Here is a 20,875-nt window from a genome sequence, read left to right on the forward strand (position 1 = left end):
CAGGCCGGCGAACAGAACATAAGGGGGAGAAAAAACGATGCTGAAAAATCGCAACATCCTGCTGGGAGTAAGCGGAGGAATCGCAGTATACAAAGCGGCCGCCTTGACGAGCAAGCTCGTACAGGCAGGAGCCAATGTGAAAGTCATCATGACAAAATCCGCCTGTGAATTTGTGTCTCCGCTCACCTTTCAAGCGCTTTCGCGCAATGAAGTATATACCAACACGTTTGAAGAACCGAATCCCCGTGTCATCGCCCATATCGATGCCGCGGATTGGGCTGATCTTGTGATCGTTGCTCCGGCAACGGCCAATGTGATCGGAAAACTCGCTTCAGGCATTGCCGATGACATGCTGACGACGACGCTTTTAGCGACGACTGCGCCGGTTTGGATCGCTCCGGCCATGAACGTCCATATGTACGACCACCCGGCCGTTCAGCGGAACATCAGCGTTCTTTACAAAGACGGCTGCCGGTTTATCGAGCCGAGTGAAGGCTACCTTGCGTGCGGCTATATCGGCAAAGGCAGACTTGAAGAGCCCGAACGGATCGTCCAGTTGGCCGAGTCGTATTTTTTAAACGAAAACAGCGGTTTGCTTGAAGGAAAGCGTGTCTTAATTACAGCGGGCCCGACAAGAGAACAAATCGATCCCGTCCGCTTTTTCTCCAACCGTTCGACAGGGAAAATGGGCTATGCTTTCGCTGAGGAAGCGGCAAAAATGGGAGCGTGCGTAACGCTGATTGCCGGCCCGACATCGCTTGATGATCCCGCAGGAGTTGACGTTATTCATGTTCAGTCTGCAGAAGATATGTATCAAGCGGCTTTATCTGTTTTCGATGAGAGCGACATCGTCATCAAAACGGCAGCTGTCGCTGATTACAGGCCAAAGCATATTCACGATCAAAAAATGAAGAAAAAGGACGGCGGTCTCGTCATTGAGCTTGAGCGGACGAAGGATATTTTAAAAGCGCTGGGAGAACGGAAAACAAAGCAAGTCTTGGTCGGCTTTGCAGCTGAAACGCAGCACGTCGAAGACTATGCCAAACAAAAGCTGGAGAAAAAAAATCTCGATCTGATTGTCGCCAACAATATCACGGCCGAAGGCGCCGGTTTTGGAACGGAAACCAACATCGTGACGGTGTTTCACCGAGACGGCAAAAAGACGGCGCACCCTCTGATGTCAAAACGGGAGGTTGCCGCCGAAGTCTTGAAGGAAGCCGCTGAGCTTGCCGGCCGGAGCGGAACGTCCTCATGAATTTCGCTGAAGTGATCGTCGATGTTACAACCAAAAATATCGACAGACCGTTTGACTACCGCATTCCCGACAAATTCAAAGGGATGATTAAAAAAGGGATGCGCGTGATTGTTCCGTTCGGCGCCCGCAAAATTCAGGGATTTGTCACCGGCGTGAAAGAATCGTCTGAGCTCGCCGGCCGTTCGGTTAAGGATATCGAGGATATCCTTGATCTGACGCCCGTTTTGACGGAGGAGCTGCTTGAGCTGTCAGATTGGCTGACAGAAAAAACACTTTCTTTTAAAATTACGGCTCTTCAGGCGATGCTCCCCGCGGCTATGAAAGCAAAATACGGCAAAGAAATCAAGGTGATCGGTGATAAGCCGCTTCCCGAACCGCTTAAAACCCTGTTTTTGCAAAAAGAAACACTTTCTTATTCCGATATAGATGACCATGGGACATTAAAGCTGATTCAGCGCCAGGTTCAAGAGGGCAACCTTGAAGTGGCCTATAAAGTAAAGCAGAAAACAAACAAAAAAACGCGGAGAATGATCGCTCCCCTTTGTGCGAAAGAACATTTAAAAGAAGCGCTTGACGGCCTCTCCCCGCAAGCTGTCAAACAAAAAGCGGTCCTTCAGTTTTTCATCGACCGCAAAGAATCCGGTGCTGTTCCGGCAAAAGAGCTGATCGGCAAAACGGGAGGCTCTTCCGCGTCCGTAAAAGCGCTGATCGACAAGGGGCTGTTAAAGGAAAGCGAAGAGGAGGTTTACAGGGATCCTTATCAGGACAGAATGTTCAAAAAAACCGAACCGCTTCCGCTGACTGAAGAGCAGGCGCAGGCCTATGAGGCGATAGCAGAGGCGATCGAAGACAAGCGGCACGATGTGTTTCTTCTTCACGGAGTGACCGGAAGCGGAAAAACGGAAGTCTATCTGCAATCGATCGAAAAGGTGCTGGAAGCCGGCAAAGAAGCGATCGTTCTCGTTCCGGAAATTTCGCTGACGCCGCAGATGGTCAACCGCTTTAAAGGCCGCTTTGGCTCACAGGTAGCCGTCCTGCACAGCGGGCTTTCAACAGGAGAAAAATATGATGAATGGCGGAAAATCCACCGCAAAGAAGTCCGGCTTGTCGTCGGTGCGCGCTCGGCGATTTTCGCGCCGTTTGAAAATCTCGGCATGATTATTATCGATGAAGAGCACGAAACATCGTACAAGCAGGAAGAGATGCCGAGATACCATGCGAAAGAAGCGGCGATTCAAAGGGCCGAATACCACCGCTGTCCGGTCGTCCTCGGCAGTGCGACGCCGACGCTCGAATCGTTCGCAAGGGCGAAAAAAGGCGTGTACAAGCTTCTTTCCCTCAAGCACCGCGTCAATCACCAAGTCATGCCTGACGTGTCTCTCGTCGATATGAGGGAGGAACTGCGCAGCGGAAACCGCTCGATGTTTTCCAAAGACTTAATGGCCGGACTTGAGGAAACCCTTGAAAAAGGAGAGCAGGCCGTTCTGTTTTTAAACAAAAGGGGATATTCCTCATTTGTCATGTGCAGGGACTGCGGATATGTCATCCAGTGCCCTCATTGCGAAATCTCGTTGACGTACCACAGGTATGGACAGCGTCTGAAGTGCCATTACTGCGGCTATGAAACCGGCATGCCGTCAAGCTGCCCCGAATGCGGAAGCGAGCATATCCGCTACTTTGGCACAGGCACACAGCGGGTCGAAGAAGAATTGACGAAGGTACTGCCGGCTGCAAGGGTGATCCGCATGGACGTCGATACAACCTCGAGAAAAGGAGCGCATGAAAAGCTGCTCACATCCTTTGGCAAAGGTGAAGCCGATATTCTGCTCGGAACACAGATGATCGCCAAAGGGCTCGATTTTGAAAACGTCACGCTCGTCGGTGTTTTGAGCGCGGATACGATGCTGCACATCCCCGATTTCAGAGCCGCTGAAAAAACGTTCCAGCTGATGACACAGGTGAGCGGAAGAGCGGGGCGCCACGAAAAGCCGGGCAAGGTGATCATTCAGACGTACACCCCGTCCCATTACAGCATTCAGCTCACGAAAACGCACGATTATGAAACGTTCTTCCGGCAGGAGATGCTGCACAGAAGGGAACAGGCCTATCCTCCCTATTATTATTTGGCGCTCGTCAGCGTATCGCACGAAGAAGTGACGAAGGCGGCGCTCGTGACTGAAAAAATCGCCAACTATTTAAAAAAGAACATTTCAAGCGAGGCGAAGATTCTCGGCCCAGTCGCATCGCCGATCGCCAGGATCAAAGATAGATATCGCTATCAATGCGTGATAAAATACAAACAGGAAAACCAGCTTACATCGTTGCTTAAAAACATTATGGATCATTACAAACGAGATATTGAACAAAAGCAATTGATGATTTCGATCGACATGAATCCATATATGATGATGTAAAAATAACAGTGTGATGGAGGGCTTCTAGATTGGCAGTAAAACCGATCGTAACGTATCCGGCGGAGGTTCTTGAAACCCCTGCCGAACCCGTTGCGTCTTTTGATAAATCATTAAAGAAACTGCTCGACAATATGTATGATACGATGCTTGAGCTGGACGGAGTCGGGCTTGCCGCCCCGCAAATCGGCGTTTTAAAAAGAGCGGCAGTCGTCGATATCGGCGATGACACGGGCAGAATTGAACTGGTCAACCCGGAGGTCATCGAAGAGAGCGGCGAACAGACGGGCCCTGAAGGCTGTTTGAGCTTTCCCGATCTATACGGTGAAGTGAAGCGTTCGGATTATGTAAAGGTCAAGGCGTTCGACCGCCGCGGAAAACCGTTCACGATTGAAGCTGAAGGCTTTTTGGCGCGGGCGCTGCTGCATGAAATCGACCATTTGGACGGTATTTTATTCACATCAAAAGTTACGCGCTATTATGATGCGGAAGAACTTGAGGAAATGGAAGGATGATTGGATGACAAGGATCGTTTTTATGGGAACGCCGGATTTTTCCGTCCCGGTGCTCAGCACATTGATTGATGACGGCTATGAGGTGGTGGGTGTCGTCACCCAGCCTGACCGCCCGAAAGGCAGAAAAAAAGTGATGACCCCTCCGCCTGTCAAGGAGGAAGCGCTGCGCCGCGGCATTCCCGTGCTCCAGCCTGAAAAAGTGAGGGAAGATGCGGAGACGGACAGGATTTTGGCGCTTGAACCCGATCTAATTGTAACCGCGGCATTCGGGCAGATCCTGCCGAAAAAGCTCCTCGATTATCCGAAATACGGCTGTATCAATGTCCATGCCTCTCTTCTGCCCGAGCTGCGCGGAGGAGCTCCGATCCATTACGCCATTCTGGAAGGCAAAGAGAAAACGGGCGTGACGATCATGTACATGGTCGAAAAATTGGATGCAGGCGATATGCTTGCCAAAGTCGAAGTTGACATCGAAGAAACCGATAATGTCGGCACGCTCCACGACAAGCTGAGCAAGGCCGGGGCTGAGCTTCTTTCCGAAACGGTTCCGAAGGTCATTGACGGTTCGGCAACCCCTGAAAAACAGGATGAACGGGAAGCGACATATGCGCCGAACATTAAACGCGAACAGGAACTGATCGACTGGTCAAAGCCCGGCGAAGTCCTGTACAACCAAGTCAGGGGCTTGAATCCTTGGCCTGTCGCATACACGGTTTTAAGCGGCCAGACGCTGAAAGTATGGGCTGCGAAAAAATGCGAAGCCTTAAAACAGGCAGAGCCGGGAGAAATCGTCTCCGTTGAAAAAGACGGCATTGTCGTCGCTACCGGAAATGGCACCGCGTTAAAATTAACGGAAGTGCAGCCTGCGGGCAAAAAAAGAATGAAGGCCGAAGATTTTGTCAGGGGAGCGGGTCTTCAAGCCGGAATGAAATTGGGTCATAGCGATGAAAAATAATGTGAGGGAAGTCGCGCTTGATGCACTGATTAAGCTTGACCAGAATCAGGCATACAGCAATCTTTTGCTTCAGTCTGTCATGAAAGCGAACGATTTAAGCGACAAAGACAGAGGCCTTTTGACAGAACTCGTTTACGGCACCCTTCAAAACAAGCTGGCGCTCGATTATATGCTGAAGCCGTTTATTAAAAAACCGGAAAAAGTGAAAGACTGGGTCATCCATCTGTTGAGAATGTCGCTGTACCAGATGGAATACCTGGAGAAAATCCCTGACCGGGCCGCCCTTTTTGAAGCTGTTGAAATCGCTAAAAAACGCGGGCATAAAGGAATTTCTTCATTTGTTAACGGCGTTCTGCGCTCTGTTCAGAGAGAAGGCGTGCCTTCTTTTGCTGATATTGCCGACCCGGTTGAACGCCTTGCGGTTGAGACAAGCCATCCGGAATGGCTTGTCAGGGAATGGACCGATGCCTACGGGTTCGAAGCGGCAGAACAAATCTGCCGGATTCACATGATCCCGCCGAAGCAGACGATCCGCGTCAACAGGCTGAAACACGACCGGGATACGCTTCTTTCCCGCCTGAATGAAGCGGGGATTGAGGCGGAAGAAGGCGACTTGTCCGAAGACGCTGTCAAACTGCAAAAAGGAACGATTGCGTCCACTCCTTTTTTCAAAGAAGGCGAAGTCACCATACAAGATGAAAGCTCAATGCTGGTAGCGCGAGCCCTCGGTCCTGAGCGGGGAGAAACGGTGCTGGACGCCTGCGCAGCGCCGGGAGGAAAATCCACTCATATCGGCGAACTGCTCGAAGATACGGGAAAGATCATTTCCCTTGACCTTCATCAGCATAAAGTAAAGCTGATCAAAGAAGCGGCAGGCCGGATCGGGCTTTCCAACATTGAAGCAAGGGCGCTGGATGCCAGAAAAGCCGGCGAAGCCTTCGAACCGGAGCAGTTTGACCGGATTCTCGTCGACGCTCCGTGTTCGGGCTTCGGTGTCATCCGCAGAAAACCGGATCTCAAATACAGCAAAACGCCCGAAGACAGCGCGCGTCTCGCTGGGATTCAGCTGGCGATTTTAAACGAAATCGCACCTTTATTGAAAACAGACGGGACATTGGTCTACAGCACATGCACAATGGACCCGACCGAAAATGAACAAGTCATGCATGCTTTTTTGAAAGAACACGATGAATTTGAAGCAGACCCCACCCTCGCCGAGCGGCTGCCCGAAAAAGCGGCGCCGTATGTCAAGGATGGAAGCATTCAAATCCTTCCCCACTACTTCGGAACGGACGGCTTCTTTATTTGCAGCATGAGAAAGAAGGGATCACAATAATGGAATCGAAACAAAAAGTAAGAAAAGAATTGCGGACAGAAAGACCGTCCATCTATTCTTTTGAAATAGAAGAACTGAAAAGCTGGCTTTCGGAAAACGGCGAAAAACCTTTCCGCGCCGCGCAAATATTCGAATGGCTTTACGAAAAGAGAGTCACGTCATTTGAAAAGATGACAAACCTTTCAAAAGAGCTGCGGACAAAGCTGAACGAACATTTCGTATTAACGACGCTGAAAACGGCCGTCAAGCAGACTTCACAAGATGGAACGATGAAGTTTTTATTTGAGCTTCATGACGGCTACACGATCGAAACCGTATTAATGCGGCACGAATATGGCAATTCTGTTTGTGTAACGACACAGGTGGGCTGCCGAATCGGCTGTACGTTTTGCGCGTCGACCCTCGGCGGCTTAAAGCGGAACCTGGAAGCCGGAGAGATCGTCGCCCAGGTTGTCAAAGTGCAGCAGGCGCTTGATGAAACAGATGAACGCGTCAGTTCCATCGTCATTATGGGAATCGGCGAGCCGTTCGATAATTTTCAGGAAATGCTTGCATTCCTGAAAATCGTCAACCATGATAAAGGGCTGAATATCGGGGCGCGCCATATCACCGTATCAACGAGCGGGATCATTCCGAAAATCTATGAGTTTGCAGACGAGAAGCTGCAGATCAACTTTGCGATTTCTCTGCACGCCCCGAACACTGAGATCAGAAGCCGGCTGATGCCGATCAACAGAGCCTACAAGCTGCCGGAGCTGATGAAAGCGGTCGATTACTACATTAAGAAAACCGGCAGAAGGGTTACGTTTGAATACGGGCTTTTCGGCGGTGTTAACGATCAGGTTGAACACGCGGAAGAGCTGGCTGAATTGCTAAAAGGAATCAAATGCCACGTCAACTTGATTCCGGTCAACTATGTACCTGAACGAGACTATGTCAGAACACCGAAAGAACAGATTTTCGCCTTTGAAAAAACATTAAAGTCTCATGGAGTAAATGTCACGATCAGAAGAGAGCAAGGCCATGATATTGACGCTGCCTGCGGACAGCTTCGTGCAAAGGAGCGCCAGGAAGAGACGAGGTGAATCAAGGTTGAAAACAGCCTTAAAAACGGACAGGGGAAAAATACGCCAGCACAATGAAGACGATGCCGGCATTTTCACAGAAAAAAACGGACTGGTTTTCGCTGTTGTCTGCGATGGAATGGGAGGTCATCTGGCCGGCGACGTTGCCAGCAGGATGGCCGTCTCAGCCCTTCGGGATATCTGGGAGGAAACCGAAGAAGTCCCGGCTTCGCCGGCTGAATGCGAAGCTTGGCTGAAAGAGCAGATTTCAGCCGTCAACCAAAAACTTTTCGACCATGCGAGGGCGCATGAAGAGTGCCAGGGAATGGGAACAACGGTCGTCTGCGCTTTATACACGGGAAAAACGCTGACAGTCGCCCATATCGGAGACAGCCGCTGCTATCTCCTGCAAGGCGGCCATTTCATACAGCTGACGGAAGATCACTCGCTTGTCAATGAACTCGTGCGGACAGGGGGGATTTCGAAGGAAGATGCCGAACACCATCCGCGGAAGAACGTGCTGACAAAAGCGCTTGGCACTGATCCGGAAGTGAAGGTTGAAGCCCATACTTTTGAAATCGAACCGGGCGATCAAGTTCTATTATGCTCTGACGGGCTGACGAATAAAGTAGACGATGAGTCACTGAAGGATATGCTTACAGCTCTTTCTTCTGCGGAGGAGAAAGCGGAACAGCTCGTTCAGCTGGCCAATGACAACGGCGGCGAGGACAATATCACCGTCGCGCTATTGGAACTTCCTTCTCAAATAGAAGAAGGTGAAGACAAGTGTTAATCGGCAGACGGATCAGCGGACGTTACGAAATCCTGCGCGCCATCGGCGGCGGGGGGATGGCGAACGTTTATTTAGCGCTGGACATCATCCTCGACCGTGAAGTCGCGATAAAAGTGCTGCGGTTTGACTTCGTTCACGATGCCGATTTTATCAGGCGGTTCAGAAGGGAAGCGCAGTCCGCTGCAAGCCTCGACCACCCGAATATCGTCAGCATTTATGATGTCGGAGAAGAAGATGACATCTATTATATCGTGATGGAGTATGTCGAGGGGATGACCCTGAAAGAATACATAAACCGAACAGGCCCGCTTCATCCAAAAGAAGCGGTCCAAATCATGGAGCAGATCGTATCCGCCATCGCACACGCCCATGATAACCAGATTGTTCACCGGGATATTAAGCCCCACAACATTTTGATCGACCATATGGGCCACATTAAAGTGACCGATTTCGGCATCGCCATGGCGCTCAGTTCGACGACCATCACGCACACCAACTCGGTTTTGGGCTCTGTCCATTATTTGTCGCCCGAACAGGCGAGAGGCGGATTGTCTACGAAAAAATCCGATATCTACTCGCTCGGCATCGTGCTTTTCGAGCTGCTGACGGCGCGTATGCCGTTTGAAGGAGAATCGGCGGTCAGCATCGCGCTGAAGCATCTGCAATCAGAAACGCCGTCGGTGAAAAGGTGGAACCCGGCTGTGCCGCAAAGCATAGAAAACATCGTCCTGAAAGCGATGGCAAAAGATCCATTCCACCGCTATGAAGCGGCCGAAGAGATGGAATCCGATTTAAAAACGGCTTTCGACCCGGACAGGCTCAACGAAAAGCGATTCACGATTCCAGCTGATGATGAGATGACGAAAGCTGTTCCGATCATCAAAAACCTGCCGGAAGACGAGAGCGGCGACAAGTCCGGCGACGGAGAAGCGGAAGCGGCTCCGTTATCAAAGAAAGAAAAGAAGAAGCAGGCAAAAGCAAACAAGAAGAAAAAAAGAAAGAAATGGCCGCTTATATTGCTGACGGTGTTTTTCGTTCTCGTTGTGTCAGCCGTCTTGGCTTTGACGGTGTTTCCGTCGCTCTTTATTCCAAAAGATGTAGCCGTTCCCGATGTAGCAGGCCTTGAGTATGAAGAAGCCGTCATCAAGCTTGAAGACGAAGGGTTTGAAGTGGATCCGAATGCTGAAGACATTGCCGACGATAAAATTGAAGAAGGGCTGATCGTGAAAACGGACCCTGCAGCCGGCGATATCGTAAAGGAAGGCTCAACTGTCAAGCTTTATAAAAGCTCAGGCAAAGAGAAAACAGAAGTGGAAGATGTGGTCGGCCAGAAAGTCGACGCCGCCAAAAAGCTTCTCGAGCAAAAGGGCTTTAAAAACATCAAGACAGAAGAAGTGCACCATGAAGAAGAAGCAGGCACCATCATCGAACAGGACCCCGCAGCCGGCACCGAAATCGTTGCCGCCGACGACGAGATCAAATTAACGGTCAGCCTCGGTCCGGAAGCCATTACTTTAAGGGATTTAAAAACATACAGCAAACAGGCGGCTTCGGGCTATTTGGACGACCATCAGCTTGTCCTTGTCGAAAAGGAGGCGCATTCTGAAGATGTGCCGGAAGGTCAGGTCATCAAACAAAAGCCGGGGGCGGGGGCATCCGTCAAGCCGGGAGACAAAGTCGAGGTTACGTTTTCGCTCGGACCTGAGAAAAAACCCGTCAAAACGGTGACCGAGAAAATTGATATCCCTTATGAACCGGGAGCGGAGGGCGAAGAACAAAACGTCCAAATTTCGATCGATGATGAAGAACACAGCATTTCCGACGTCTATGAAAATTTTAAAATCACGGCGCCGGCAGAGCGGACGATCAAATTCAGGATTGCGCCCGGGCAAAAAGGGTATTATCAAGTAACGATCAACGATAAAGTAGTCAGGTCAAAAACGATTGAATATCCTGAGGATGAATAAGGGAGGTGCGATATGCCTGAGGGCAAAATCATTAAAGCATTAAGCGGATTTTACTATGTTTTGGATGGTGATCAGATCATTCAGTGCAGGGGAAGAGGGGTTTTCAGAAAAAATAAAATCACCCCTCTCGTCGGCGACGATGTCGTCTACCAGGCCGATAACGATAAAGAAGGCTACATTCTCGAGATTAAAGACAGATTCAATGAATTGGTCAGACCTCCGATCAGCAACGTGGATCAGGCGGTGCTCGTGTTTTCGGCAAAAGAGCCGACATTCAGCACGTCGCTATTGGATCGTTTTTTAGTGCTGGTTGAGGCGGGTGGCATCAGGCCGATCATATGCATTACGAAAATGGACCTCGTGGATGATGACGCGCTCAAAGAGCGGATTCACCAATATGCCGATGACTACCGGAACATTGGGTACAGCGTCTATATGACATCGATGAAAAACGGAAGCGGCATCGAAGACATCGTCTCCCATTTTCAAGACAAAATCACCGTATTCGCCGGCCAGTCCGGCGTGGGCAAGTCTTCGCTTTTAAATGCGATCAGCCCCGACCTTGAACTGAAAACCGCCGGGATTTCCGCTCACTTAGGAAGGGGAAAGCATACGACCCGCCATGTGGAGCTGATCGATATAAACGGCGGGCTCGTCGCCGACACCCCGGGCTTCAGCTCGCTTGAGTTTGCCGGTATTGAAGCTGAAGATTTAGGGTCTGCGTTTTTGGAAATCAGCGAAAAAAGCGCCGAATGCAAGTTCCGCGGGTGCCTGCATATGAAAGAGCCGAACTGCGCCGTCAAACGCGCCGTGGAAAATGGTGAAATCGCCCAGTATCGCTACGACCATTATGTTGAATTTTTAACAGAGATCAAAGACAGAAAGCCGAGGTATTAAGATATGGTATATGTTGCTCCTTCGATTCTTTCAGCCGATTTTGCCCGTCTAGGGGAAGAGATTCGGGATGTTGAACAAGGCGGCGCCGATTTCATCCACATCGATGTGATGGACGGCCATTTCGTTCCCAACCTGACCATCGGGCCGCTTGTAGTGGAAGCCGTCCGCCCGATCACAGAACTTCCGCTCGACGTTCATTTAATGATTGAAGCCCCTGACCGCTATATACCTGCTTTTGCAAAAGCGGGCGCCGATATTTTGTCCGTCCATGTTGAAGCGTGCCCGCACCTTCACAGGACGATCCAGCTCATCAAAGAGCAAGGAGTCAAAGCGGGTGTTGTCTTGAATCCGCATACCCCTGTGCAGCAGATCGAGCATGTGCTTGAAGACCTTGATCTCGTACTATTGATGACAGTGAATCCGGGCTTCGGCGGACAGTCGTTTATTTCCTCAGTCCTGCCGAAAATCAGGCAGGTCAAGGAGATGGCCGAGCAAAAAGGGCTCGCCGACCTGCTGATTGAAGTGGACGGCGGCGTCAACAAAATGACGGCAAGACAGTGTATCGAAGCAGGGGCAAATCTGCTTGTTGCGGGCTCTGCCGTTTATAACGAAAAAGACCGCAAAAAAGCCATTTCCGATATAAAAGGTGCGCTTGGGTAAGGTTTCCCGATGAAAAAGAGCCGGCTTTCTCAAGCTGAGCTCTTTTTTTACGGCGTTTACAGAAAGGACAATGCGATGAAAACGATCAATATTGTAGCGGGAGGTCCCGATCATCTCATTCCCGACTTGCTGCAGTATCAGGACGGCGATGCGCTTTGGGTCGGGGTTGACAGAGGTGCTGTAACCCTTTTGGCAGCGGGGATCGTGCCTGATGAAGCGTTCGGGGATTTTGACAGCATCACAGACGAGCAAAAAAAAGCGATTGAAAAGGCGGCTCCCCGCCTCCATATTTATCAGGCGGAAAAAGATCAGACGGACTTGGACCTTGCGTTGAGCTGGGCGGTCGGACAGCGGCCTTCATGCATTAGAATGTTCGGCATTTCGGGAGGCAGAGCAGACCATTTTCTCGGGAATCTGCATCTCCTTTACACCGCGATGAAGCAAAACGTCAAGACCGTCATGATCGACCGCCAAAATACGATCAGCATGCACCCCCAAGGCTCTTACACCGTCATGCGTGATCAAACAAAACCGTACATTTCATTCCTGCCGTTTACGGAGACGGTAAAAAACCTTTCCCTCGAAGGATTTAAGTATTCTTTAAATAAGTGTCATATTGCTCTAGGTTCGACACTATGTATTAGTAACGAACTCATCCATTCACAAGGTGCTTTTTCGTTTTCTGAAGGCATATTAATAATGATAAGAAGCACTGATTAAATATCCTGGCGCTTCCGCTCGCTTTGTGTTTGGGATCCGATGTTGAAGGTGGATGCGGTTGCGGACTCTTTGAGGAGGGAAGGGAATGAAATTTTACACCATTAAATTACCGAAGTTTTTAGGGGGAATCGTCCGGGCGATGCTTGGCTCGTTTCGCAAAGACTAAGAAGCGCCGGGTGCGCTTTTTTTGCGGAGCGGGTCAAAGGGCTCTCCCCGGATGGCAAGCAAAAGAACGAAAAAACGCCTGCCTAAAGCGTACAGTCGCTCTTGGCAGGCGTTTATTTTTTCTTATACACGCTCAACTTTTCCAGATTTCAAAGCTCGAGCAGATACATATACTTTTTTAGGCTTGCCGTTCACAAGGATGCGCACTTTTTGAACGTTAGCGCCCCATGTGCGTTTAGAAGCGTTCATCGCGTGAGAACGAGAGTTGCCAGAACGTGATTTTCTGCCTGTAATAACGCATTTACGTGCCATTTGTTTCCCTCCTAACTATCAAAAAAAACATCATCATTCATTATCAGTTGATCACCTGTGATGCTTCAGATACTTTAATAATTTACCACAGCTGAAAACCGTTTGCAACTATTGATTGCTCTGCTTTCAAGAAAAATCCCTTGACATCTTGAAAAAATGAACGCGCTGTAGTATAAGTAGGGTTAGGTTTGGAGAGAAGCCTGCCTGTTCTTTTAAAAAGAAGGTCCTTATAGTAGAATGATGTTAACCAGAGGTCAGAAGCGAGACTCGAAAAGGAGGAACCAACGTGTCCATTGAATTCCGAACAAAATACGGACAGATTGATATATCAAACGAAGTGGTCGCCATGGTTGCCGGAGGCGCAGCGATCGACTGCTACGGGATCGTAGGTATGGCATCCAAGAACCAAATTAAAGACGGACTGACTGAAATCCTCAGAAAAGAAAACTTTGCAAGAGGCGTCATCGTCCGCCAAGAAGAAGATCGTATTCATATTGACATGTACATCATTGTCAGCTACGGAACAAAAATTTCAGAAGTGGCACATAATGTTCAAACAAAAGTCAAATATACGCTCGACCATACAGTGGGTCTTGCAGTGGATTCCGTAAATATTTACGTTCAAGGAGTACGAGTGACGAACCCGTAGTTAGGAGGAAAACAAGAGTGTCTATACGAAATCTGGATGGAAAAGCTTTTGCAGAAATGGTTCTGTACGGCGCACGCCATCTGTCTCAAAACGCAAATGTAGTTGATGCGTTAAATGTATTTCCGGTTCCGGACGGAGATACAGGAACGAACATGAATCTGTCGATGACATCCGGTGCAAAAGAAGTGGAGCAGATCGATGCCGCCAATATCGGCAAAGTGGCACAAAGCCTGTCAAGAGGGCTTCTGATGGGAGCGCGGGGAAACTCGGGCGTCATTTTGTCCCAGCTGTTCAGAGGCTTTGGCAAATCGATTGAACAGAAATCGGAAATTAACGCGAAAGAATTTGCCGCCGCGTTCCAGGCCGGAGTGGACACTGCCTACAAGGCCGTCATGAAGCCTGTCGAAGGCACGATCTTGACGGTTGCCAAAGATGCGGCAAAAAAAGCAGTGCTCACCGCTCAAACTGAAACCGATATCATCAAGGTGATGGAAGCCGTCGTGAATGAAGCGGAGGCTTCATTGGAGCGGACGCCTGAGCTGCTTCCGGTTTTAAAGGAAGTCGGTGTCGTCGACAGCGGCGGAAAAGGGCTGCTTTACGTGTATGAAGGGTTTCTCGCTTCTTTAAAGGGAGAAAAGCTTTCTGAAAAAGCGGCCGCTCTTCCGTCATTGGATGATCTTGTCAGCGCGGAGCACCATAAAAACGCTCAAAGCCACATGAATACAGAAGACATCGAATTCGGCTATTGCACGGAATTTATGGTAAAGCTCGACAGCGGTAAAAGAAACTTTAATGAAGATGCGTTCCGCCAGGATTTAAGCGGCTTCGGTGATTCACTGCTCGTCGTCTCAGACGAAAATATCGCCAAGGTGCACATCCACGCCGAATATCCGGGGGAAGTCATGACTTATGCGCAAAAATACGGCAGCTTAATCAACATGAAAATCGAAAACATGAGAGAGCAGCACAGCGCGATTCTCAATCAGAACAAACAGGAGGCAGCTGCCCCGGCAGAAAAAGCGCCGGCTGAAAAGCAGCCGTACGGCGTCGTCACAGTGGCCATGGGAGAAGGAATCGCCGAACTTTTCGAAAGCATCGGCGCCACAAAGGTCATCGAAGGCGGTCAGACGATGAATCCGAGCACGGAAGACATCGTTCAGGCGATAAAAGACGCCAACGCGGACACGGTCGTGATTCTGCCGAATAATTCAAACATTGTCATGGCGGCGAACCAGGCCGCGGATGTTGCCGGACAACATGTGATTGTCATCCCGACGAAGACCGTTCCTCAAGGAATGGCCGCGCTCCTCGCATTCAACCCGGCCCTTGGAGCGGACGAGAATGAAGCCGCTATGCTCGGTGCGATCGGCGAGGTGAAAAGCGGACAAATCACCTATGCGGTCAGAGACACTAACATTGACGGCATCGATATTAAAAAAGGCGATTTTATGGGCATCTTAAACGGTAAAATCGTTGAGACGGCATCAGACCAGTTAGCAGCAGCGAAAAAGCTGCTCGCAGGCATGATCGATGAAGACAGTGAAATCGTCACTGTGATCAAAGGGGAAGACGCGCCGGAAGAAGAGGCCGAAGAACTCGCAGCCTTTATCAGCGAGACGTACGAAGACGTTGAAGTGGAAGTGCACGACGGAAAACAGCCGCTGTATTCCTACATTCTGGCTGTTGAATAATCGATCAAAGGCAGAAGGGCATGATGATAAAAGCCCTTCTCTTCTTTTGGCTTTTTTTAAAGCATCAGCCCGCTCGGACGTTGTCTGCTTGCCAATTGGGGAATGATCGATTAGTCTAAAAAAAACGGCTTTTTTTCCTCTGTACAGCGGGGGAATCTGTGTGTAAAAGGGGGATAAGGATGAAGTACAGAAGTGTGTTTGATATTATCGGGCCCGTCATGATCGGTCCGTCAAGTTCTCATACGGCCGGCGCGGCCAGAATCGGCAGAGTCGCCAGAAGCGTGTTTGGGAGGGAGCCGAAACAAATCGTTGTGTCATTGTACGGTTCTTTTGCCGAGACGTATAAAGGACATGGAACAGATGTTGCGATCATCGGCGGCCTTTTGGATTTTGATACATTTGATGAAAGAATCAAAGATTCGATCCGCCTAGCTGAAGAAAAGGGAATCGCCATCGAGTTCCGGGAAGAAGAAGCGGTTCCAACGCATCCCAATACAGCCCGCATCCTCATCTCTGATGATGAAGGCTCCCTTGAACTCGCAGGCATCTCAATCGGCGGGGGGAAAATCGAAATCATTGAGCTGAACGGCTTTGAGCTCAGATTGTCGGGAAATCACCCTGCTATTTTAGTCGTCCATAACGACCGCTATGGAACGATTGCAGGCGTAGCCAATGTGCTTGCAAAGTTCGCAATCAACATCGGCCATATGGAAGTGGCCCGCAAAGACGTCGGCCAGGAAGCGCTCATGACGATTGAGGTCGATCAAACGATCGATCCGGCTGTTTTTGAAGAATTGAGAGCGCTGCCGAACATCATTGAGGTGACCCAGATCGCTGACTAAAAGGAGGGTGAGACGATATGTTTCGAAATGTAAAAGAATTAATTCAGCTGACAAAAGAAAAGAACGTGTCCATCTCTGAAATCATGATCGCGCAGGAGATCGAGGTGTCAGGCCGGACGCGGGAAGAAATATTCGAGCAGATGGAAGCCAACTTGACCGTGATGGAAGATGCTGTGCAAAAAGGTGTTGAAGGCGTCGTGTCGCACTCCGGATTGACGGGGGGAGACGCCGTTAAGCTTCAAGCCTACCTCAAATCGGGCAAAGGGCTGTCAGGGGATGTCATCCTTGACGCTGTCAGCAAAGCGGTTGCGACAAATGAAGTCAACGCTGCGATGGGAACGATTTGCGCAACGCCGACGGCCGGTTCGGCCGGCGTTGTCCCGGGGACGCTTTTTGCGGTAAAAGAGAAACTTCAGCCGACGAAAGAGCAGATGGTCCGCTTTTTATTTACATCGGGAGCGTTCGGATTCGTCGTTGCCAACAATGCGAGCATTTCGGGAGCCGCGGGAGGCTGTCAGGCTGAAGTCGGCTCGGCCTCGGGCATGGCGGCTGCCGCCATCGTCGAAATGGCGGGCGGAACCCCTGAACAGTGCGCCGAAGCGATGGCCATCGCTTTAAAAAACGTACTCGGTCTAGTCTGCGATCCTGTCGCAGGGCTTGTTGAGGTGCCGTGTGTGAAGCGGAACGCAATGGGCGCAGCCAACGCGATGGTCGCGGCTGATATGGCGCTTGCCGGCATTACAAGCCGCATTCCATGCGATGAAGTGATCGATGCGATGTATAAAATCGGGCAGACGATGCCGACGGCACTGAGGGAAACAGGCCGGGGCGGTCTTGCTGCAACACCGACGGGCAAAGAATTGGAGAAAAAAATATTCGGAGGAGCGTCAGCTGCACGTGGAACACAATCTGCAACTTAGTATATCTGTTATAAAAGGCGTCGGGACGGAAACGGAAAAAACGTTAAATGAGCTCGGAATCTATACGGTTCTTGATCTTTTAAACTACTTCCCGTACCGATATGACGATTATGAATTGCGCGATTTGGAAGAAGTGGCACACGACGAACGAGTGACGGTAGAAGGGAAGGTTCACAGCGAGCCTTCTCTTGCCTATTACGGGAAAAAGCGGAGCCGCCTCACGTTCCGGCTATTGGTCGGAAACTATTTGATCACAGCAGTTTGTTTTAACAGGCCTTATTTGAAAAAAAAGCTTGCGATCGGTTCGATCGTTACCGTAACCGGAAAATGGGACAAGCACAGACAATCCGTGATGGTACAGGAGCTGAAAAACGGGCCGCACCAAGGTGACCAGTCGATTGAGCCCGTTTACTCCGTCAAAGAAAATATCACCGTAAAGACAATGAGGAAATTGATTCAGGAAGCCGTCCGCAGCCATTTGCCGTCTGCCGAAGACCCCCTTCCGGAAAAGCTTAGGACCGCCTATAAACTTCTGTCTTACCAGGAGGCGGTGAAGGCGATGCACAAGCCCGAGTCGAGGGAAGCTTTAAAACATGCGCGGCGCCGCTTTGTATATGAAGAATTTTTACTGTTTCAGCTGAAAATGCAGGCTTTACGGAAGTTCGAGCGGGAGGCGTCCGACGGAATCAGCCACACCTTTAAAACGGAAGACGTCAATTCGTTTGTCAAAAGCCTCCCGTTTCCTTTGACAAACGCGCAGGCGAAAGCGCTCGACGACATATTAAGGGACATGGCTTCAGGGTATAAAATGAATCGGCTTTTACAAGGAGACGTCGGATCAGGCAAAACGGCCGTCGCCGCGATTGCGTTATACGCCTCGCTGCTTTCGGGATTCCAGGGAGCGATGATGGTGCCGACCGAAATACTGGCGGAACAGCACGCCGATTCATTGGTATCCCTCTTTGAGCAGTACGATGTCAATGTTGCGCTTTTAACAAGCTCTGTGAAAGGGAAAAGGAGAAGAGAGCTTTTAGAAAGATTAAAAGAAGGAGAAATTGATATTTTGGTGGGGACGCACGCCCTTATTCAGGACGATGTCCATTTTAAACAGCTCGGTCTCGTGATCACCGATGAACAGCACCGCTTCGGTGTCGAGCAAAGAAAAAAACTGAGAAGCAAAGGGAAAGATCCCGATGTCTTGTTTATGACGGCGACGCCGATTCCAAGGACACTGGCGATTACGGTTTTCGGGGAAATGGATGTGTCCGTCATCGATGAAATGCCGGCTGGGCGAAAGCGGATTGAGACTTATTGGGTGAAGCACGACATGCTCGAACGAATTCTCGCGTTTATCGAAAAAGAACTGAAAAAAGGCAGACAGGCATATGTGATTTGTCCCTTGATCGAAGAATCGGACAAGCTCGACGTTCAAAACGCCATCGATGTGCACAGCATGCTGACCCATGCTTTCAGAGGAAGGTGGCAGATCGGTCTCATGCACGGAAAGCTCTCAAATGACGAGAAAGAACAGGTGATGAGGCAGTTCAGCAAAAACGAATGCCAGATTCTCGTTTCCACAACCGTCGTTGAAGTCGGCGTAAACGTTCCGAATGCGACGGTCATGCTGATCTATGATGCCGACCGGTTCGGTCTTTCCCAGCTGCACCAGCTTCGCGGCCGGGTCGGGCGGGGCGACCACCAGTCGTATTGCATCCTGATGGCAGATCCGAAATCTGAAACGGGCAAAGAGCGCATGAGCATCATGTCTGAGACGACCGACGGCTTTGAGCTTTCTGAAAAGGACCTTGAACTCAGAGGACCCGGGGACTTCTTCGGCAAAAAACAGAGCGGGATGCCGGAGTTTAAAGTCGCTGACATGGTTCACGACTACCGCGCGCTGGAAACGGCAAGAAGAGACGCTGCAGAACTTGTCTCTTCAAAGGCGTTCTGGACGGATGCCGAATATGAAAGCCTGCGGGAACACTTGCAAAACAGCGGGGTGATGGAAGGAGAAAAGCTGAGCTGACCTGGAAGTCCTGTGAAAATTTATTGTCGGCGGGTAAAGAAAGATTGCATTCCAATCTATGAAATTATATACTACTATTAGTACCTAGTCATAATTGCGCGGATGGTGTTTAAAAACATGAGAAAAAGTAAGAGAGAACGCCAAGAATTGCTGCAGCAGACGATTCGTACGACCCCGTTTATTACGGACGAGGAGTTAGCGGAGAAATTTAACGTCAGCATTCAGACGATTCGCTTGGACCGTTTGGAACTTTCCATACCTGAACTGAGAGAAAGAATCAAAAGTGTTGCCGAGAAATCTCTTGAAGATGAAGTCAAGTCTCTCCCGCTCGACGAGGTCATTGGCGAGATCATTGATTTGGAGCTGGATGAGCACGCGATTTCCATTCTGGAGATCAGAACGGAGCACGTTTTCAGCCGAAATCAAATCGCCAGGGGACACCATTTGTTTGCCCAGGCCAACTCGCTCGCCGTTGCCCTCATCGACGATGAGCTCGCATTGACGGCCAAAGCGGACATCCGCTTTACCAGGCAGGTCAAGCAAGGCGAACGGGTCGTTGCAAAAGCGAAAGTCGTAAAGCTTGATAAAGATAAAGGCAGAACGGTTGTTGAAGTGAACAGCTATGTTGCCGAAGAGCCTGTGTTTTCAGGCGAATTTGTCATGTATCGTTCAAAACAATCATAGAAGGTGGCGCGTAAGTCATGAAAATTGCTGTAGATGCCATGGGAGGAGACAATGCTCCCAAAGCGGTTATTGAAGGCGTGATGAAAGCGGTCGAAGATTTTGAAGACCTCGAGATTACGCTGATCGGCGACCGGGAAAAAATTGCCGCCCATTTAACGGAGCACGGGCGGATCACTGTCAAGCACGCGGAAGAAGTCATCGAGGCGACAGAAGAACCTGTCAGAGCCGTCAGAAGAAAGAAGAATTCATCGATGGTTCTGATGGCCGGAGAAGTCGCCGAAGGCAGGGCGGATGCCTGCATTTCCGCCGGAAACACCGGAGCGCTTATGACGGCCGGGCTCTTTATCGTCGGCCGGATTGAAGGGATTGAAAGGCCTGCGTTGGCGCCGACATTGCCGACTGTCTCCGGAGACGGCTTTCTCCTTCTTGATGTCGGAGCGAATGTGGACGCCAAGCCCGAACATCTCGTTCAATACGCCATTATGGGATCTGTTTACGGAGAACAGGTGCTGGGCGTCAAAAATCCGCGCATCGGACTTTTAAACGTCGGAACCGAAGACAAAAAAGGAAATGAGCTTGCCAAGCAGACCTTTCAAAAATTAAAGGAAACCGATTTGAATTTCATCGGCAATGTGGAAGCGCGCGACATGCTGGACGGAGTCGCTGATGTCATCGTGACAGACGGCTTTACCGGTAACGTTGCCTTGAAAACGGTCGAGGGCGCGGCGCTGTCCATTTTTAAAATGCTGAGAACGACGCTGACTTCGAGCTTCACGGCGAAGCTCGCCGCCTCTGCGCTGAAGCCGAAGCTGAAAGAAATGAAAACGAAGATGGATTACTCTGAATACGGCGGAGCCGGATTGTTCGGCTTAAAGGCGCCCGTCATCAAAGCGCACGGATCATCTGACGGACGGGCCGTTTATCACGCGATCCGCCAGGCCAGAGAGATGGTCAGCCAAAATGTCGCTGAATTTATCGAAGAAAAAATTCAACAAAAAGCAGATGAATAGTCT

At 50.1% G+C, this 20,875-nt stretch carries 20 protein-coding genes; 19 read left to right on the plus strand and 1 reads right to left on the minus strand.

What is annotated here, in order from left to right; genetic code table 11:
• Positions 1 to 37 precede the first annotated feature (37 nt).
• From coaBC to spoVM, 12 genes are all read left to right on the plus strand, one after another.
• On the plus strand, positions 38 to 1,255 hold the full coding sequence (gene coaBC, locus LQ247_RS11040; RefSeq protein WP_020451345.1) for a bifunctional phosphopantothenoylcysteine decarboxylase/phosphopantothenate--cysteine ligase CoaBC: 1,218 nt from the start codon (positions 38 to 40) through the stop codon (positions 1,253 to 1,255).
• Positions 1,252 to 3,669, plus strand: coding sequence for a primosomal protein N' (priA, locus tag LQ247_RS11045; RefSeq protein ID WP_146873476.1), 2,418 nt, complete (start codon positions 1,252 to 1,254; stop codon positions 3,667 to 3,669). Before coaBC ends, priA begins: the two co-directional genes overlap by 4 nt.
• Before the next feature lie 29 nt (positions 3,670 to 3,698).
• Positions 3,699 to 4,181, plus strand: coding sequence for a peptide deformylase (def, locus tag LQ247_RS11050; RefSeq protein ID WP_020451347.1), 483 nt, complete (start codon positions 3,699 to 3,701; stop codon positions 4,179 to 4,181).
• 4 nt (positions 4,182 to 4,185) lie between these two features.
• Positions 4,186 to 5,136: a methionyl-tRNA formyltransferase gene (gene fmt / locus LQ247_RS11055; protein ID WP_020451348.1), complete on the plus strand. Its 951-nt coding sequence runs from the start codon at positions 4,186 to 4,188 to the stop codon at positions 5,134 to 5,136.
• Positions 5,126 to 6,472, plus strand: a complete 1,347-nt coding sequence (rsmB, locus tag LQ247_RS11060) for a 16S rRNA (cytosine(967)-C(5))-methyltransferase RsmB (protein ID WP_020451349.1) — start codon at positions 5,126 to 5,128, stop codon at positions 6,470 to 6,472. The genes fmt and rsmB overlap by 11 nt, the downstream gene beginning before the upstream one ends.
• Entirely contained in the window at positions 6,472 to 7,557 is a 1,086-nt protein-coding gene (gene rlmN, locus LQ247_RS11065) for a 23S rRNA (adenine(2503)-C(2))-methyltransferase RlmN (protein ID WP_020451350.1), read from the plus strand. The genes rsmB and rlmN overlap by 1 nt, the downstream gene beginning before the upstream one ends.
• A 7-nt stretch (positions 7,558 to 7,564) precedes the next feature.
• A complete protein-coding gene (locus tag LQ247_RS11070; protein ID WP_195258059.1) occupies positions 7,565 to 8,329 on the plus strand; it encodes a Stp1/IreP family PP2C-type Ser/Thr phosphatase in 765 nt (254 codons plus the stop codon).
• Entirely contained in the window at positions 8,323 to 10,296 is a 1,974-nt protein-coding gene (gene pknB / locus LQ247_RS11075; protein WP_023857224.1) for a Stk1 family PASTA domain-containing Ser/Thr kinase, read from the plus strand. Before LQ247_RS11070 ends, pknB begins: the two co-directional genes overlap by 7 nt.
• A gap of 12 nt (positions 10,297 to 10,308) precedes the next feature.
• Positions 10,309 to 11,193 (plus strand): ribosome small subunit-dependent GTPase A, encoded by an 885-nt coding sequence (gene rsgA, locus LQ247_RS11080; protein WP_096748089.1) that lies wholly within the window; start codon positions 10,309 to 10,311, stop codon positions 11,191 to 11,193.
• Between the two features lie 3 nt (positions 11,194 to 11,196).
• Complete coding sequence (rpe, locus tag LQ247_RS11085) at positions 11,197 to 11,853, plus strand: ribulose-phosphate 3-epimerase (protein ID WP_039072720.1); 657 nt, start codon at positions 11,197 to 11,199, stop codon at positions 11,851 to 11,853.
• Between the two features lie 75 nt (positions 11,854 to 11,928).
• Positions 11,929 to 12,573: a thiamine diphosphokinase gene (locus LQ247_RS11090; protein ID WP_025811376.1), complete on the plus strand. Its 645-nt coding sequence runs from the start codon at positions 11,929 to 11,931 to the stop codon at positions 12,571 to 12,573.
• Between the two features lie 85 nt (positions 12,574 to 12,658).
• Positions 12,659 to 12,739 (plus strand): stage V sporulation protein SpoVM, encoded by an 81-nt coding sequence (gene spoVM, locus LQ247_RS11095; RefSeq protein WP_003221545.1) that lies wholly within the window; start codon positions 12,659 to 12,661, stop codon positions 12,737 to 12,739.
• A 122-nt stretch (positions 12,740 to 12,861) separates the two neighbouring features.
• Here spoVM and rpmB read toward each other — a convergent pair whose 3' ends face one another.
• A complete protein-coding gene (gene rpmB / locus LQ247_RS11100; RefSeq protein WP_003181685.1) occupies positions 12,862 to 13,050 on the minus strand; it encodes a 50S ribosomal protein L28 in 189 nt (62 codons plus the stop codon).
• A gap of 286 nt (positions 13,051 to 13,336) precedes the next feature.
• On the opposite strand from rpmB, the gene LQ247_RS11105 reads away from it, so the two are divergent.
• The 7 genes from LQ247_RS11105 (at position 13,337) to plsX (ending at position 20,872) form a co-directional block, all read left to right on the plus strand.
• Complete coding sequence (locus LQ247_RS11105; protein WP_003181687.1) at positions 13,337 to 13,699, plus strand: Asp23/Gls24 family envelope stress response protein; 363 nt, start codon at positions 13,337 to 13,339, stop codon at positions 13,697 to 13,699.
• A gap of 17 nt (positions 13,700 to 13,716) precedes the next feature.
• Entirely contained in the window at positions 13,717 to 15,390 is a 1,674-nt protein-coding gene (locus LQ247_RS11110; protein WP_023857220.1) for a DAK2 domain-containing protein, read from the plus strand.
• Between the two features lie 179 nt (positions 15,391 to 15,569).
• A complete protein-coding gene (gene sdaAB / locus LQ247_RS11115) occupies positions 15,570 to 16,232 on the plus strand; it encodes an L-serine ammonia-lyase, iron-sulfur-dependent subunit beta (RefSeq protein WP_020451357.1) in 663 nt (220 codons plus the stop codon).
• A gap of 17 nt (positions 16,233 to 16,249) precedes the next feature.
• The gene (gene sdaAA, locus LQ247_RS11120) at positions 16,250 to 17,152 is read left to right on the plus strand and encodes an L-serine ammonia-lyase, iron-sulfur-dependent, subunit alpha (RefSeq protein ID WP_020451358.1); all 903 of its coding nucleotides are present in this window, start codon (positions 16,250 to 16,252) and stop codon (positions 17,150 to 17,152) included.
• On the plus strand, positions 17,130 to 19,178 hold the full coding sequence (gene recG, locus LQ247_RS11125; RefSeq protein ID WP_020451359.1) for an ATP-dependent DNA helicase RecG: 2,049 nt from the start codon (positions 17,130 to 17,132) through the stop codon (positions 19,176 to 19,178). Before sdaAA ends, recG begins: the two co-directional genes overlap by 23 nt.
• 117 nt (positions 19,179 to 19,295) lie before the next feature.
• Positions 19,296 to 19,862, plus strand: a complete 567-nt coding sequence (gene fapR, locus LQ247_RS11130) for a transcription factor FapR (RefSeq protein WP_020451360.1) — start codon at positions 19,296 to 19,298, stop codon at positions 19,860 to 19,862.
• A gap of 17 nt (positions 19,863 to 19,879) precedes the next feature.
• Entirely contained in the window at positions 19,880 to 20,872 is a 993-nt protein-coding gene (gene plsX, locus LQ247_RS11135; protein ID WP_231006053.1) for a phosphate acyltransferase PlsX, read from the plus strand.
• Positions 20,873 to 20,875 lie beyond the last annotated feature (3 nt).

This window comes from Bacillus sp. BS3(2021) (assembly GCF_021043345.1).
Classification (GTDB): Bacteria; Bacillota; Bacilli; order Bacillales; family Bacillaceae; genus Bacillus; species Bacillus paralicheniformis.

Bases quoted from the DNA above. Each gene is read 5' to 3' on its own strand.
- coaBC (WP_020451345.1), top strand. From the start codon at position 38: ATGCTGAAAAATCGCAACATCCTGCTGGGAGTAAGCGGAGGAATCGCA.
- priA (WP_146873476.1), top strand. From the start codon at position 1,252: ATGAATTTCGCTGAAGTGATCGTCGATGTTACAACCAAAAATATCGAC.
- fmt (WP_020451348.1), top strand. From the start codon at position 4,186: ATGACAAGGATCGTTTTTATGGGAACGCCGGATTTTTCCGTCCCGGTG.
- rsmB (WP_020451349.1), top strand. From the start codon at position 5,126: ATGAAAAATAATGTGAGGGAAGTCGCGCTTGATGCACTGATTAAGCTT.
- rlmN (WP_020451350.1), top strand. From the start codon at position 6,472: ATGGAATCGAAACAAAAAGTAAGAAAAGAATTGCGGACAGAAAGACCG.
- rsgA (WP_096748089.1), top strand. From the start codon at position 10,309: ATGCCTGAGGGCAAAATCATTAAAGCATTAAGCGGATTTTACTATGTT.
- rpe (WP_039072720.1), top strand. From the start codon at position 11,197: ATGGTATATGTTGCTCCTTCGATTCTTTCAGCCGATTTTGCCCGTCTA.
- LQ247_RS11090 (WP_025811376.1), top strand. From the start codon at position 11,929: ATGAAAACGATCAATATTGTAGCGGGAGGTCCCGATCATCTCATTCCC.
- spoVM (WP_003221545.1), top strand. From the start codon at position 12,659: ATGAAATTTTACACCATTAAATTACCGAAGTTTTTAGGGGGAATCGTC.
- rpmB (WP_003181685.1), bottom strand. From the start codon at position 13,050: ATGGCACGTAAATGCGTTATTACAGGCAGAAAATCACGTTCTGGCAAC.
- sdaAB (WP_020451357.1), top strand. From the start codon at position 15,570: ATGAAGTACAGAAGTGTGTTTGATATTATCGGGCCCGTCATGATCGGT.
- sdaAA (WP_020451358.1), top strand. From the start codon at position 16,250: ATGTTTCGAAATGTAAAAGAATTAATTCAGCTGACAAAAGAAAAGAAC.
- fapR (WP_020451360.1), top strand. From the start codon at position 19,296: ATGAGAAAAAGTAAGAGAGAACGCCAAGAATTGCTGCAGCAGACGATT.
- plsX (WP_231006053.1), top strand. From the start codon at position 19,880: ATGAAAATTGCTGTAGATGCCATGGGAGGAGACAATGCTCCCAAAGCG.